This window comes from Streptomyces sp. NPDC000880 (assembly GCF_053599675.1).
The window spans coordinates 1-14,522 of sequence record NZ_JBSFMS010000068.1 but is presented as its reverse complement, the minus strand read 5'-3'; the positions used below and the strand labels follow the sequence as shown (position 1 = coordinate 14,522).

Here is a 14,522-nt window from a genome sequence, read left to right as displayed (position 1 = left end):
CTGTCCGAAAGGACCCACCGCATGTCGGCCCAGCCTGCCCAGGCCGCTGTCCCGCATCCGCTCGACGAAGTACCTCAGACGTTCCTTTCCGGCGACTCGTATGCGGTGCGGGACGGACTCGTCACCTACATCCGGCGCGATCTGCTGGGGCCGTGGGACGGTGCGACCGAGACTCTGTCCCGTGCCTCATCCGGGCCGCGTGACCGCTACCTCGTCGGCATGCTCGGGCCGCGGCCGCTCGCCGTCACCGGAGACGAGATCGCTCTCGCCGCGGCCCAGAGCGCGGACAGCGACTCCGGGGACGACAGCGAGGGCGACGACGGTGAACCCCAGGACCGGCTGACCCCGCAGGCAGCCGGCCACATCTGGGCCTCTTCCATGGGCCTGTCCTTCACGGTCCCTGCGTCCGTCGGCACCCTCAGCGTCATCGCCCGCTGGGGCCGCTACACCCAGTCCGAAGAAGTCACGGACCAGGGCACGACCCGCAGGGTCTGGTCACGCGAGCCGGTCGAGCACCCGGTGGACATCGACGTCACCGGCGCTGCCGATCGGATAGTTCAGCTTGAGGGCGACGCCGTCGTCCTGGACGTACAGGTACGTCACCACCCCTGCCGCGCCGGAGGTGAGGACCTGCGCATCGTCGAACTCGCCCTGGTGAACCGGCAGCAGGACAGCCGTGAGGCCCGCGATGCCCACTGGCTCTTCCAGACCTCACTGGAGGTCACCGCCTTCCCCGACGACCAGGCGGCCGTGTTCTTCCCTGTCGATGACCCCCTCGACCCCGCGAACCGCAGCAACGCTCCCGAAGACGCCGAGGACCGCCGTCTGCGCCTCCTCTATCGGGACAGCCTCAGCCACGCCAAGGGCCGCAACGTCGCCGTACACGCCCACGTACGCGACGGCGAGCGCAACGCGCACCGGCTCGCCACCACCTGGCTGCCCGAGTACGACGTCCGGGCCACGACCGCGCCGAGCCTCGAGGACCAGGATCTCCTCAGGGGGCTCGAGCTCGGCATGGACGAGCTCGCCGCCCTCGCGGTGCCCGCCCACCGCACCGAACTCAGTGCCGCCCTCGCTCCGCTCGCCGACGGCTACGGCTCCTGGCTCGAACAGCAGAGCCGCAGAGCCCAGTCTCTGCCCGACGACCTCCGCGAATCGGCACTTGTCGCCATCGAGCAGGCCTTGGAGATCTGCGACCGCATTACCTGGGGAATTGACAGGCTCGTCGCCGACGACACGGCCCTGGAGGCCTTCCGGTTCGCCAACCGGGCCATGGCGCTCCAGCGCCGCAACACCGCCATCGCCGCCGCCCGCGCCGGCCGTGAGGACGACCGCGGCTCCTACCGGGAGGCGTACGACGAGGTCTACGCCAAGAGCAAGGAGGGGGCCAGCTGGCGCCCCTTCCAGCTGGCGTTCGTCCTGTTGAACCTCGACTCCCTCACCCACCCCGGGCACGCGCACCGTGGCACCGGCCGCGAAGCACTCGTCGACTTGCTGTTCTTCCCGACTGGTGGCGGCAAGACCGAGGCTTACCTGGGACTTGCCGCGTACACCTTCGCGCTGCGTCGACTGCAGGGCACCCTCGGCTCGGGCGCGGACGCACGCAGCGGGGACGCGGGTGTCGGCGTTCTCATGCGCTACACCCTGCGGCTGCTGACCGCCCAGCAGTTCCAGCGCGCCGCCGCCCTGGTGAGCGCCTGCGAGGTGCTGCGCCGCGAGGAGTTCGCGCGGGATGTGCGCTGGGGCGCCACCCCGTTCCGTATCGGACTGTGGGTGGGAACCGCCGTCTCGCCCAACTGGTGTGACGAGGCCAAGGAACAGATCGCCGATGCCAAGGAGAACGCCAGCGACAAGCACGCTCGGGTGCTTCAGGTCCTGACCTGCCCCTGGTGCGGCAGCGGACTGACCGCCCGCTCCCACATGGAGTACGACGAAAGCCGGCGCCGCGTCCTGCTGTACTGCCCGCGCGGAGAAGGCGAGGACCGCTGCCCCTTCTCGCGGCTCGAATCGCCCGGCGAGGGCATCCCCGTCCTCACTGTCGACGAGGAGATCTACCGGCTTGCCCCCTCGCTGCTGATCGCCACCGTCGACAAGTTCGCCCAGCTCCCCTGGAACGGATACGCGGGCCTGCTGTTCGGCCGCGTCACCGAGCTCTGCCCGCGCCACGGCTACCGCCACGACGACCTGGACGCCAAGACTGGATGCGGCAGTCGCCACAACGCCAAGGGCGACCTGCCGGGCGTCACCGCACAGCCCGTCACTCGGCTGCGGCCACCGGACCTGATCATCCAGGACGAGCTGCACCTGATCTCTGGCGCGCTCGGCACCATCGTCGGCCTCTTCGAGTCCGCCGTCGACCAGCTCTGCACCTGGAGCATCATCGACGCCAAGGGACACCGCCACGAGGTCGGGCCCAAGATCGTCGCGTCCACGGCGACCACCAAGCGGGCCGCCGACCAGGTCCTCGGCGTCTTCGGCCGCAAGGTGGCCGTCTTTCCGCCGCAGGTCCTCGACGTCGGCGACACCTTCTTCTCACGGCAGGTCGAGCTCAGCCGTGAGAACCCCGGCCGCCGCTACCTCGGTGTGTGCGCACATGGCACCCGTCTCAAGGCCGCCGAGATCCGTGTCGCTGAGATCCTGCTGCTCGCCGGACAACAGCTCTTCGACGACTACGGCAGGCCGGCCGACCCGTACATGACGCTCGTCGGCTACTTCAACGCCACCCGTGAACTCGCGGGCATGCGGCGGTACATGGACGACGACATCACCACCCGCGTGCGCTCCAACGGCAGCCGCAAGGGCCAGGACACGCTCGCCGACCGCATCGTCAGCAGGGCGGGGATGCTCAACATCCAGGAGTTGACATCCCGTATCTCGTCCGCCGACATCGGCGCCGCCCTCAAGCGCCTGGAAATCGGCTTCGATCCCGAGCGCGACACATCGGTGCGGCGGCGCGCCTTCCTGCGTGAGTACGCGGCTGCGATGAACGAGAAGCGCGAACCCCGCGCCTCGATGACCCCGACGGTCCGGCAGGCCGTCGACGTCGTCCTCGCCACCTCCATGCTTCAGGTCGGCGTCGACGTATCCCGATTCGGACTGATGCTGGTCGTCGGCCAGCCCAAGAACACCGCCGAATACATCCAGGCGTCCTCGCGCGTCGGCCGTGACGCCAAACGTCCCGGCCTGGTCGTCACCCTCTACAACTGGTCACGCCCCCGCGACCTCGCCCACTACGAGGACTTCGAGCACTACCACGCCACTTTCTACCGGCAGGTCGAAGCTCTCTCCGTCACCCCGTTCACCCGCCGCGCCCTCGACCGCGGTGTGACCGCCACCTACGTCGCCGCGCTGCGCCAGGCAGCGTACGACACCTCCCGCAACCTGGACGCCCACGACGTAGACCTGAGCGGCGCGCTCGCCACCGACGTCGAACGCCGGTTCCTGGAACGGGCCGAGAGAGTAGGCGGGGAGCGGGCCCGCGAGTATCTCAGCGAGCGCCTGGACCGAATGAAGGACGAGTGGCGCCGCAAGCGCGACGAGAACAGCGCCGCCCTCGGCTACCGCAGAGAGAAGCGCAAGACCACGGTCGTCAGCGGGCTGCTCCGGCGTGCCGACGGCTCCGGGTGGACCGAACTCACCGTCGGCATGTCCATGCGCGAGACGGAGAACGAGATCAACCTGCTGCTGCCCGGCGGCGGCGCGTTCCTCGACGAGCCCGCGGGCGGCGGCCCCGACTGGAACTTCGGAGAGCCCGACACCGTTACCGACCTCGATACGGCAGCCACCGTGGACAGCGACGAGTACGGAGACACCACCGCCGGCGCAGCCGGGAAGGGAAAGTGATGAGCATTAACTCCAATCGCCGGGTCGGCGCCGTCCGCCCCAGCCACCTGATGTTCACCGCCGGCATCGGCTCCCTCGTCGACCTGCCCAACTTCTCCGTCCTCGTCAAGGGACTCGACTCCTGGAGCTACTCCGGAATCACCGAATACGACATCGACGAGCCCCGGCTCCGAACTGCCGTGAACCGCTCCCTCCAGCGCTACGGGCGCGGCCAGATCGAGCAGTTGCGGGCCGCGCCCTGGCTGGAAGGCGGGGATACGGACCCGAAGGGCTGGGCCGCACAGGGTGTCGGCGTGCCTGTCACCCCGTTTCCGCAGTGGCTGCGCTGCACCGCTTGCAATGTCCTCGCAGCCGTCGACTCGAGCGAGTTCGCCTTCATCAACTCCAACCCGCGCACCCCGCACGAGGCGAAGTTCGTCCACGATTGCAAGCGGGGCAAGCCGCTTGCCGTCGCAGCCCGCTTCACCCTCGTCTGCACCGCCGGCCACCTCGACGAGTTTCCGTACACGGCGTACGTCCACCACGGCCAGGCCTGCACCAAGACCCCGCGCCCCAAGCTGCGCATGAAGGACCATGGCGGCAACCAGGCAGCCAACGTCACCATCGAATGCGTTGCCTGCGGTACGAAGCGCAATATCCGCGAGGCGATGGGAGAGCGGGGGCGCCGCAACCTGCCGCTCTGCCGGGGACGCCACCCGCACCTGGGCACGTACGAAAGGAACGGCTGCGCCCAGGGCTCAGTTCTGATCGTTGCGGGTGCATCCAACCAGTGGTTTCCACTGACTCTCAGCGCCCTTGCGCTGCCCAAGGGGCAGGGCGGCGATATCGACAAGTTGCTCGAAGACCACTGGCCGGATCTGCAGGTCGTCGACGACCCCGGCCAGTTCGCCTTCGTGGCGCGCATGCCCAAGTTCAACTTCCTGAAGGAATTCGACGCCGATGCGGTCGTCGCCGCTATCGCGGCCCGCAAGGCGGGAGCCGCCGGACCTGCCCCGTCAGCGCCCGAGGTGCAGGCCGACCTGCTCGGCCCCGAATGGGACGCCCTGTCCGGTCCGGTTCCGCAGCCCAGCGACGACTTCGCACTGAGACAGGTCACTGTCCCCCCTCCGCTCGGCGAACTGTTCTCCGATGTGCGCCAGGCCGAGCGCCTTCGTGAGGCCCGTGCGTTGATCGGCTTCACCCGCCTCGACGCTCCCGACCCTGAGTCACCCGAGATCGCCACCCGCGTCGACCTCTCCCGCGCTTCACAGAACTGGGTGCCGGCCAGCGAGGTACGCGGCGAGGGCATCTTCCTGCGCGTGCACGACGAATTGATGGCCGACTGGGTGTCGCGCATGGAACGGTCGCCGCAAATGGAGGCTCACCGGGAGGCCTTCGGCCGATTTCGCACAAACCGCAGGTCGGACCGTAAGACCAGTGACTTCGACCCTCTGCACGGCTGGCCCGGAGCCCGGTACCTCGTCCTGCACACCCTCTCTCATCTGCTGATCCGCACGATTGCTCTGGAGTGCGGCTACAACTCGGCGTCCTCGCCGAGCGGATCTATGCGGGCGACGATGGGAATCCCAGGACCGGCATCCTCATCTACACCGCCGTTGCGGACTCGGAAGGCACGCTGGGTGGCCTCGTCTCCCTCGCGGAGGAGCGCGAGTTCGACCGGATCGTTCGCCGGGCACTGACCGACGCCTCGCATTGCTCGGCCGACCCGCTGTGCTCCGAACGTCTGCCCCAGGACCCTGCCGACTTCCTCCACGGAGCCGCCTGCCACGTCTGCCTCTTCGTCTCCGAGACCACCTGCGAGCGTGGCAACAGGTTCCTCGACCGACGCTTCGTCGTTCCTCTCGCCGGAGACAAGGATCAGGTGCTCACGCCGGTCGGCCTGCTGCCGTGAGCAGGCGGAGGTTCGAGGACGCGGCCGAGGCGGCAGCCGAGGCCCTCGGTCCCTCGCGGGCCAAGGACCTGGCCGGACTGCTGGCACGAGGGCGTGGAAAAGAGCACGCGCTCACCGAATTGGCGACACCGGCGGTCAGTGGCTCGGTGGCTCAACTGTACGAGGCTGTTGAAGCGGAGGACGTTCCCTATCCGGAGGCTGCGGCTTACTTGCGGGGCTATATCGCTGCATGGCTTCGCGCACGGGACGCGGTCCAGGTCCGTACAGTGTGGAGCGGCCCCTCCACTTCAGCGGTACCGACGCGGGCCACCGCCCAAGTGCTCATCGAAGTCATCAGTGAGGCTCGCGAAGAACTACTCGCTATGACCTACGCGGCCCGTCCCTATCCGGCATTGACAAGAGCGTTGTCTGCCGCAGCGGGCCGAGGTGTGGAGGCACACGTGGTGGTCGAGACGCTCGCCGGCGCGCGTGGTCTCCTGTCCGGCAACGAACCTGCTGAGGCATTCAACTCGATACCGGGGCTGCGCCTGTGGCACTGGGCGCGTGACTCAGCGTCCGGTGCCCACTCGCGACAACATGCCAAGCTCGCTGTGGCCGACCGGCGTGTTCTGTTTCTGGGCAGTGCCAACCTCACTGAGTCAGCAGCACGGCGCAATATGGAAGCCGGCGTCCTGGTCCATGGCGGAGGCGCACCGCAGCGTGTCGCCGAGCACATCGTGGAGCTGCAACGCCAAGGTGTTCTCAGGCCCTTGCACATCTCGCACTCCTGACGGCTGCTCGGTCCACCCGCATCCTTGCGAATGAAGACACGGAGGCAACTCGCACAAAGCTCGCCCCGCTCGCGTGACGCCGCGCCCCCATGCGCAAGGCGACCTGCACAGCTACCACCGACCGTTGTGGCCGAGTCTGAGTGGAAGCCGTGTGGTCGCGGTGACAGCGCTGACACCGACTCCCGTCAGCTCTGTGAGTGGGAAGCGCCGGCTCCGGAGTTTCGGTCGGGCTGGGGTCCCTCGACCAGCTTTCACATCGAGTTATGTCAGCTGCGGTGTTGCCTGCGTGCGCAGAGAGCGTCCTACGGTGCCGACACAGCGTTGACCAGCGCGGCCAGGCCGGCGGCAAGGGCTGCGAGGCCATGGCCCGCAGGGCCTCCCGGCTCCTCCATGTAGACGTCACGCCGAATCTCGATCATCAGGGCGCTGACGCGGGGGTCCTTGCCGTAGTACTTCAGCGGTACGTAGGTGCCTGGGAAGGGGCTGTTGATCCCCGTGCCACCGAAGCCGGCGAACGCCTCTTCCGCGTGGGTGAGCAGCTCCGCAGGGGTGTGGAAGTCGTCCGTGCCCAGGCAGACCGGGGGCCGTGGGCCGTCGCCGTGCAGCTCGTAGGGCAGCGTCTCGGTCGGGTACGAGTGGACGTCGACGATGACCGCGCGCCCGGTCGCCGCCAGCCGCTCGCCGACCGCCGCGGTCATCGCCTCCGCATAGGGTCGGAAGTACCGCTCGATCAGCGGCGACGGGTCCATGTCCGCCGACCGGAGCCGCTCGCGGTGCGTGGTCCGCGTATAGACCACGCCCATGCCGACCGCCAGCATCTCCTCGCGCTCGTCCGGGAAACGTTCGGGGTCGACAACCAGGCGGGACAGACCGTTGACAAACCGCCAGGGGGTGATGGGCGCGGCCTCCACTGCGGCGGCGGCGATGTCGGCCGTGTGGGAGTCGGTGATGTGGTCCAGCTCCAGCTCGAGCGCACCGTCGTCCAGCACGATGCCGTCACGCACCGACTCGGGAATGAACCGTGAGGAGTGCGGGACGTGAAGGATTACCGGCGAGTCGGCGGCGCCGGGAAGGAGCTGGAAGGACTGGGGTGTGTGGTTCATATCTCTCTCTGCCCTGGTTGCGAAGACGCCTGAGCGGCGCACAGTGCACGCCGCCGGCCCAGCGAGGCGGACGACACCTGCCACCGCCGGCTCGGGTACCGCGCCAGCACGCCGAGCGCCCTCCCCACGCGTGGATGCCCACGCGCTTCCGCTTGTGGAGTTCTTGTGTGTGAGCGTACAACCCTCTTTACTTCTCGCGTGTCATCAGTAGTTGGGAAGTGAAGGATTGACGTTTCCAGTTGCAGTCCCAGCCGGGGCCGCGTGGGGAGTGTGCAGGAGGGGTGCCAGTGGATCTGGAGACGGTCGCGGGAAGGTTTCCGCTTCGGGGGCCGAATGACACCGGGAATATGGGAGAGGGGCCGAGGATCTTCCGGGCCGGAGAAGCCGCTCGCGGACGGCGAGAACTACACCTCCACGCTCACCCCGCCCCCGGCCACGGCGCTCGTCACCCGGTCCAGCCTGACGCGGCCTGATTCATGGCGGGTCGTGTGGTGGGCCCGATCGCGGTCCCACCACACGACCAGACCCCCTCCCCACCACCGCCCGGAGCTCGAATGCCCACGTCAGCCGACGACGACACCCGCAAAGTCCAAACCGCAGTATCCGGCGGCCCGGGCGCCGATCACCCCGTGTACCTGCCGATGGATGCGGTCGAGTACGACCGCTTCATCAGCGTGTACCCGGCCCGAGACTTCTACTGCGGCAAGCTCCTCGGCGGTTGCGGCAAGAAGCTGTCCGCACGCAAGTACCGCGACAAGAAGTGCCACTTCGCGCACATCGCCTCGGGGCAATGTCACCGCACCTCGACCAACGAGGCCAGCGCCGATCACCTGTACATCGGCCGGGCACTCGCGGCCTGGCTGAAGAAGCAGAAGTACAAGAACGTCCAGGTGCGCTACGTGCAGAGGGGGCAGCAGAGCCTGCGTGAGTTCGTCGATGTCCTGTACGCGCGCGGCCATGGACGGCACCTGATGCGAGTGCAGCTTGCCAGGAGCTCTAAAGCGGAGTGGGAGCAAGCCGATGCTCATCTCCAGGGCCAGTGGGCAGGCGCGGAGTGGCTGTTCGGACCGGACAGCCTGCTGGCCAACTGGCAGGTGGACCGCCAGGGATACGCCGTGCGCATTCAGTGCCGCCCGTTCGGGCTCACACGGGTCGTGGAAGTCGGCGTGCAGTTCCCGGGCGCTCCCATTGAGTGGGTTCCTCTGTCCAAGTGCCGCATGACCACCCATGGCATTCAGGCTCCCGCACTCGAACCCACCTCAAAGGGCCTCGTTCCGCGAGGCAAACAGGCGTCGCCGCCCACCCGCCATGTCGTCCAGACCCCACCGACTGTTCCTCGGCAGGCACGTCGTACCGAGAATCGTCCTCCCACGAACAGCATCTCAACGCCCGTTGCCACACCCTTGGCCACCGAGCCGGCTCGACAGCCGTCCTTGCCCGCGGTGCCGCAGCCCGCTGATCGGGCAATCTCCGCGGCCTTCCGCCAAGCGCTGACGGAAACCGCCCGCAGCCGGGGCCTCGTGAGCATGCAGGGTCTCGCCGACCGGGCGAAGGTGCCCCTCGCTTCCCTCACACTGGCCCGCTGGACCGAACTGCTCCTCCCTGTCGAACTCCAGCGGAAGAAGGGAGAACCGGTCCTCTCCGCATTGATCCTGGGATATGAGGAAAACCCTGCCCCGTTTCTCGTGGAGCTGCTCCGCCGGCTCAACTGGACCAACGTTTGGGACGAATACGGCCTCAAGGAGTTCTGCCGACGCCATCGAGCGTTGGCCCACGAGACCTACGCCGATCGTCCCGTCAAAGCCGTCCGCACTGTTGCTCCGGCCCGCGTTCCCAAGTGGGAACTTCCGGAACCGGCACTCGAAAGCCCCAATCCACTGCCCACGCCAGTCTCACTGGACGGGATCCAGGCGAGTGACGACAGGAAAGCGACCGAACGATTGGTCTCTTTCCTCGACTACCTCGATCGCCTTGGGGACGAACTCCACCTCGACCAGCTCCAGTCCGTCCTGCGTAAGATCGCAACCTGCGAGGAGGCGATGCGGCGCCCAGCCCCCGACGTGCAGAGGCGCATCACCACCTGGCGGTCCCACGCAGCAGTGCTCGCCGCGCGCCCCACCTTCCGGGAGATTTGCGTATGCGCCGATCTGCTCCGGTTGCCCCTGACCATGGCCGCCCGAAGGGCAAGGCCTTTGACGTGGACGGATCTGGGTGAGCGCCTGGACAGCCGACTGCCTGCCCTCCACCCGGACGACAAGGTGTCCGTGCTGGTTGAAGTCGACCGTATGACGTGCCCTGACCGACCCCTATTGTCAGCGCTCGTGGCAGCCCGTGGGCATCGGGTGCATGCGCTGTACGCCCAAATCCTGGACCACTTGGACCGCCCAGTTCCTTCCCCGCGCGAGGCGCAGGCCGCTTGGGAACAAGACGTGCAGAGCCATCGGCGTCCAGGAGAGACGCAGTTTGTGATCAGGGCCCAGGCCGATTGGTCTCACACCTGAGCAACGAAGCGCACGAAGCGCGACCAGCTGACGGTCCCTACGCTGAGGGCCGTCAGCGCGATGTCCTTCGAGTCTCGGACATGGACAGCGGCAGGCGAGTGGGCCACCTCGATGCACTCGCCACCTTCATCTCCGCTGTAGCTGCTCTTGAACCAATCAAGGTCAAGCCGGACCGGCGTCCGCAGTTCCTCGCGGCTGTCGAGGACGACGCCACATCCTCGGTACGCGATGAGGCGGGGTGCCTGCGGTTTGAGGCCTTTCAGAGCACAACCGACCCGGACACGTACCCACCTGGTTGAGGTCTACCGCGACGAGCAGGCGGTGGCTGCGCACCGCGAGACTCCTCACTACGCCCGGTGGGCGAAGGCATCGGAGGAGTTCCTCGCCGAGCCGCACACCGTGGTGCAAGTCCGTGGCGTCCTGCCGCTGAACGTGCCCTCCTGATCCTCCTGCTGAGGGGCCCGAGAGTGAACCTTGCCGTCATGGAGTGTCCGAGGCGGCCCTCGCTGGCCGCTGAGGCGCGGTCTCACTCGTCGGACTCGACCTCGGGTCAGCGAAGCCCCAAGGCAGCCCGCCAGGTGGAGCTCTGCAGGCACCTCAGAGCCGGTCCGGGCCAGGCGGTATGCCGAAGCGGCCTCGGCGCACCGCACGAGCAGCGGCCGCAGTTCTCCGTGCGCCACGTCGGCGTCGCCCGGCGGCAGCGTGATCGCCGCGCGCCGCATCCGGTACGCCCCAGGTGGCCGAGGCAGCGAACACCGAGATCCGCGGCACTCGATCGCGCTGGACAAGCCTTTCGCGGAAGCAGGTCAGGCCGTACACCTCCAGGCGGCAGCCTTCGGCCAAAGCCCGTCCGGCGATCCATCCGGAGGCGGCGGAAACAGCGTCAGCCGACCTGACTGCTGTTCTTGAGCGTGCCCCAGCCGTGCCAGCGGTCGATCTCGATCCAGGCGCTGACCCGTGCGCGGTCCCGCTGGGCGTAGGCCTGGCCGGTGTAGTGCTGGGCGAGCCGGTCGATGTCGACCAGGGATTCGTCGTCACGCAGCTCGGCGACGCGCCCGATGATGCTGAGGTGCGTGTACCAGTCCCCTTCGTCGAGCACGGTGAGGGTGACCCGGGGATCGTTGCGCAGATGGCTCAGCCGCCTGCGTTCGTGGTCCATGTTGACCAGCACACGGCCGTCGTCCCACAGGTACCAGGTGGCGGTGGACACCGGCTGGCCGTCGGAGCGGAGCGTCGTGATGACGGCCTGGTTGGGTTTCCGGAGCATGGCCACTGCTGCCTCGGGAAGCGGCGGATTCGACATGGGCTTACCTCTTCGTCGTACGTGCGCCCCGTTGTGCGACCCGGGAGACTCCTGGGTGGCCGGCGGGGCGCCGGTCACGGTGCGACATTGCTGCCGCGTCCGGCACATCGTCTCACCGGCGGGAATCCGTAAGAAGCGCGGGGCGGCAGTGCAGTAGGACGCCCAGCAGGGGCACGGGCGGCGCGGGCACGAGAACAGCAGACATCGGCCCACCTGCCGCGCCTCGACACCGGTTTCCTGAAGAAGGGAATCAAGTCCGCCGGTGTTCAGCGCCCCGCGCCGCAGAAGCCGGATCGCCGATGTCGGCGTGCCGCCGTCGGCGACTCCCAGCCAGTAACCAGTGCCCTTGAACGTCGTCGGGCGCGCCTTGTTCAGCTTCGGGTAGTGAGCGGCGAGGCGTGCCTCGACCACGGCCGCACGGTAGGCGAGGACCAGGGCCACACTGCGCCCGCACGCCCCTTTCCTGGCCGGACTGCTGCTTGGCGTCGGCCCTCGCCGCCTGCTGGGCGGCACAGATACGCGCGGTGACCTCGCGGATGAAGCCAAGCATCCGGGAGCGCTTGTAGGCGCACGCGTCCTCACCCTCCGGGCGGTACCGGAGGTCCGCGCGGTCCGCCCCAAGCGACCTCGTGTGGGGCGAACCGTCCGACGTTGACGACGCGTCGTGACGACCATCCACCTCGTCGAGCACGCCCCGCCGGTCCCGCGTCCTCTCCCGGACGTGCTCGGGCAGGCCCTCGCCACCTCCCGCATCGTCGACGCCGCACCCGACCCGTACCTGCCGGGTCACTGGCGGCTGCGCGCCGGCAGCAAGGTCGGTGCGGTCGCCCTGTCCCTCCCCGGCGCCGGGACCGTCACGTTGCGCATCACCCCGAAGGTGCCGATCGCCCGACTGTTCTTCCTCCTCGGCTACGCGCTCTCCCCGCACAGCACCCGGGACGACGCGGTCGACGTCGCGGAACACACCGAAGTGCTGCCGGCCTTCGCCCACGCCTTCGAGCGGCAGCTGGCCCGCGCGCTTGCACAGGGGCTGGTCCAGGGCTACCGGACCACCGAGGAGAGCGCCTTCGTCGTACGCGGCCGCATCCGTGAGGCCGACCAAATACGGCGCCGCTTCGGCGCCGCCCTCCCCGTCGAGATCGTGTACGACGAGTACACCACCGACATCGCGGAGAACCGCATCCTTCGCGCAGCCGTCGAACGGCTCCTGCGACTGCCGGGCGTCCCCGGGGTCGTACGCCGCCGCCTGGCACATCACCGGGCGCGTCTGGCGGATGTGACCCCTCTCGTACGCGGGCACGCCCGGCCGTTGTGGCGGCCCACCCGCCTCAACGCCCGCTACCACGGCGCGCTCCGGCTCGCCGAGACCGTCCTGCGTGGAGCTTCGGCCGAGCACGACGAGGGGCAGCTGCGCATCGACGGCTTTCTCTTCGACATGAACAAGCTCTTCGAGGACTTCGTCTGCACCTCGCTGCGCGAGGCGCTCGCCCAACACGGCGGCCGCGCCGAACTCCAGGCCCGCGGAATCCATCTGGACCGCGACGACGCCGTCCGGATGCGCCCCGAATTCGTCTGGTACGCCGACGACGGCCGGCCGCGCGCCGTCGTTGACGCCAAGTACAAGGCGGAGAAACAGGACGGCTTCCCCGACGCCGACCTCTACCAGATGCTCGCCTACTGCACGGCCCTCGGCCTGCCCGACGGCCATCTTGTCTACGCCAAGGGCAACGCCCCGCACGCGGCCCACCGGATCCGCAACGCGGGGATCACCATCCAGCAGCACGCACTGGACCTCGACCAGCCGCCACGCTCGCTCCTCGACGAGATCCGGGACCTCGCCGAGCGGCTCGCCGCCACCACGCTCGTATGATCAACACGCTTGCCCGATCGCTGTAAAGGAACCCACCTCGTGCCTCAGCTCGCCTTCGCGAACACCTTCTGGGAGAGCTTCGATGCCCTGGAGAAGCCGGTCAAGGCAGGCGTACGCAAGGCCATGGCCAAGTTCCAGCAGCTCACCGTCGCTGAAATGCATGCGGACAAAGGCCTGCACCTGGAGTCGGTCGACACAGCACGCGACCCGAGGATGCGCACTACCCGCATCAACGATTCTGGCGGGGCGTCGTCCTCGCCCCCGACGACGGCAGCGACACCTTCCTGCTCCTGAAAGTCGTGCCGCACGACGACGCCTACACGTGGGCCGCCAAGCGGCCCTACACCGTCAATACGGCGACCCGTGGTCTCGAGGTACGCAATGTCGTCGCGATCGAGCAGCTCACTCCCGCGCTGGAGAAGGCCGCAAACGAGGCGCCCGCTCTGCTGTTCGCCTCGTACTCGGACACGGTCCTGCGGGAACTCGGCATCGACGAGCAGGTGCCAGGGACGCCGCTCGCTCGCTCAGCTCTCTGAGCCTGCTCACGTGCTGCTCGAACTCCGCGAGCGTACGGAAGGCAGCTCCGTAGCGGCGCTGCTTTTCGATGACCATCTGGGGGATGCGAGCGCCGCGGGCGTCAGTGCGAAAGGTTCCGCTGGTGCTGGTTGAGCGGCGATAGTTGGAAACGCTGTGCAGGAAGCCGTTCAAGTAGTCCGTGTCGAGCTGCTCGCTGGTCGACACGGCCGCGTCTGCCGACGTCTCCACCAACCCGGCTCTGGCAAGATCCGCGAGGCTGACCGTGGCCCCTCCTGGATGCTGCCGGCCGATCCCTCGGCGAGTGCGGGCAGCAGGTTGAGCAGCGTCGCCAGCTGTTGATCGATCTCAGCACGTGTGGCTTCGTACTCCGCCGTGAAGTCGGTGTGTGTGGCCGAGATGTGCGTGGCAGGAGTCAGATACCGCGGGCCACCAGCGCGCCGCCCGCTCGCAGCCTGCCGCGTGGGCCGATGCCCGCCCGGCGGGCCGCGTACCAGCCGGTGGCGATCTTGGTGACGGCCGTGACCCTGGCCAGTAGCAGCGCGGGGGCAAGGGCGAGCGGTCAGGTGAGAGTTCGAACAGTCTACGGAGGCGGAGTAGTCCCGGCCCGCGGGGATACCCCGGGCCGGGCAAGGCCCCGCACGGTCCGCTCTGCCCGCCGGCACCGTCCGGGCGCTCGTCCAGGCCGGGCCGCCCCACGCGTACGC

Annotated in this window: 11 protein-coding genes and 1 pseudogene; 9 read left to right on the top strand and 3 right to left on the bottom strand. The window is 68.4% G+C overall.

Features of this window, described 5'->3' with window-relative positions; genetic code table 11:
• Positions 1–21: 21 nt before the first annotated feature.
• The 4 genes from drmA to drmC are packed head-to-tail and all read left to right on the top strand — an operon-like array spanning position 22 to position 6,504.
• A complete protein-coding gene (drmA, locus tag ACWDO5_RS21790) occupies positions 22–3,843 on the top strand; it encodes a DISARM system helicase DrmA (RefSeq protein ID WP_450531988.1) in 3,822 nt (1,273 codons plus the stop codon).
• Positions 3,843–5,522, top strand: a complete 1,680-nt coding sequence (drmB, locus tag ACWDO5_RS21785; protein ID WP_450531987.1) for a DrmB family protein — start codon at positions 3,843–3,845, stop codon at positions 5,520–5,522. The genes drmA and drmB overlap by 1 nt, the downstream gene beginning before the upstream one ends.
• Positions 5,420–5,734: a hypothetical protein gene (locus tag ACWDO5_RS21780; RefSeq protein ID WP_450532003.1), complete on the top strand. Its 315-nt coding sequence runs from the start codon at positions 5,420–5,422 to the stop codon at positions 5,732–5,734. Before drmB ends, ACWDO5_RS21780 begins: the two co-directional genes overlap by 103 nt.
• Positions 5,731–6,504, top strand: coding sequence for a DISARM system phospholipase D-like protein DrmC (gene drmC, locus ACWDO5_RS21775; protein WP_450531986.1), 774 nt, complete (start codon positions 5,731–5,733; stop codon positions 6,502–6,504). The genes ACWDO5_RS21780 and drmC overlap by 4 nt, the downstream gene beginning before the upstream one ends.
• A gap of 302 nt (positions 6,505–6,806) precedes the next feature.
• Here the strand turns inward: drmC and ACWDO5_RS21770 are convergent, their stop codons facing one another.
• Positions 6,807–7,607 (bottom strand): N-formylglutamate amidohydrolase, encoded by an 801-nt coding sequence (locus ACWDO5_RS21770; protein ID WP_450531985.1) that lies wholly within the window; start codon positions 7,605–7,607, stop codon positions 6,807–6,809.
• 554 nt (positions 7,608–8,161) lie between these two features.
• Between ACWDO5_RS21770 and ACWDO5_RS21765 the strand changes: the two genes are divergently transcribed.
• Positions 8,162–10,108, top strand: a complete 1,947-nt coding sequence (locus ACWDO5_RS21765) for a hypothetical protein (protein WP_450531984.1) — start codon at positions 8,162–8,164, stop codon at positions 10,106–10,108.
• On the opposite strand, the gene ACWDO5_RS21760 is transcribed toward ACWDO5_RS21765, so the two are convergent.
• Positions 10,099–10,293 carry a DUF397 domain-containing protein gene (locus ACWDO5_RS21760; protein WP_450532002.1) on the bottom strand — a complete coding sequence of 65 codons (195 nt, stop codon included), beginning with the start codon at positions 10,291–10,293 and terminating at the stop codon, positions 10,099–10,101. The genes ACWDO5_RS21765 and ACWDO5_RS21760 overlap by 10 nt on opposite strands.
• Here ACWDO5_RS21760 and ACWDO5_RS21755 point away from each other — a divergent pair.
• Both ACWDO5_RS21755 and ACWDO5_RS21750 read left to right on the top strand, forming a co-directional pair.
• On the top strand, positions 10,207–10,407 hold the full coding sequence (locus tag ACWDO5_RS21755; protein WP_450531983.1) for a putative quinol monooxygenase: 201 nt from the start codon (positions 10,207–10,209) through the stop codon (positions 10,405–10,407). The two genes, ACWDO5_RS21760 and ACWDO5_RS21755, sit on opposite strands and share 87 nt — an antisense overlap.
• The gene (locus tag ACWDO5_RS21750) at positions 10,337–10,552 is read left to right on the top strand and encodes an antibiotic biosynthesis monooxygenase (protein WP_450531982.1); all 216 of its coding nucleotides are present in this window, start codon (positions 10,337–10,339) and stop codon (positions 10,550–10,552) included. The genes ACWDO5_RS21755 and ACWDO5_RS21750 overlap by 71 nt, the downstream gene beginning before the upstream one ends.
• A gap of 439 nt (positions 10,553–10,991) precedes the next feature.
• Here the strand turns inward: ACWDO5_RS21750 and ACWDO5_RS21745 are convergent, their stop codons facing one another.
• Positions 10,992–11,411 carry a PPOX class F420-dependent oxidoreductase gene (locus tag ACWDO5_RS21745; RefSeq protein WP_450532001.1) on the bottom strand — a complete coding sequence of 140 codons (420 nt, stop codon included), beginning with the start codon at positions 11,409–11,411 and terminating at the stop codon, positions 10,992–10,994.
• 664 nt (positions 11,412–12,075) lie between these two features.
• Here ACWDO5_RS21745 and ACWDO5_RS21740 point away from each other — a divergent pair.
• Positions 12,076–13,281 (top strand): McrC family protein, encoded by a 1,206-nt coding sequence (locus ACWDO5_RS21740; protein ID WP_450531981.1) that lies wholly within the window; start codon positions 12,076–12,078, stop codon positions 13,279–13,281.
• 39 nt (positions 13,282–13,320) lie between these two features.
• Positions 13,321–13,784 (top strand): annotated as a pseudogene (locus ACWDO5_RS21735) (DNA helicase UvrD); the annotation flags it as partial.
• Positions 13,785–14,522 lie beyond the last annotated feature (738 nt).

Bases quoted from the DNA above. Each gene is read 5' to 3' on its own strand.
- drmA (WP_450531988.1), top strand. From the start codon at position 22: ATGTCGGCCCAGCCTGCCCAGGCCGCTGTCCCGCATCCGCTCGACGAA.
- drmB (WP_450531987.1), top strand. From the start codon at position 3,843: ATGAGCATTAACTCCAATCGCCGGGTCGGCGCCGTCCGCCCCAGCCAC.
- ACWDO5_RS21770 (WP_450531985.1), bottom strand. From the start codon at position 7,607: ATGAACCACACACCCCAGTCCTTCCAGCTCCTTCCCGGCGCCGCCGAC.
- ACWDO5_RS21765 (WP_450531984.1), top strand. From the start codon at position 8,162: ATGCCCACGTCAGCCGACGACGACACCCGCAAAGTCCAAACCGCAGTA.
- ACWDO5_RS21750 (WP_450531982.1), top strand. From the start codon at position 10,337: ATGAGGCGGGGTGCCTGCGGTTTGAGGCCTTTCAGAGCACAACCGACC.
- ACWDO5_RS21745 (WP_450532001.1), bottom strand. From the start codon at position 11,411: ATGTCGAATCCGCCGCTTCCCGAGGCAGCAGTGGCCATGCTCCGGAAA.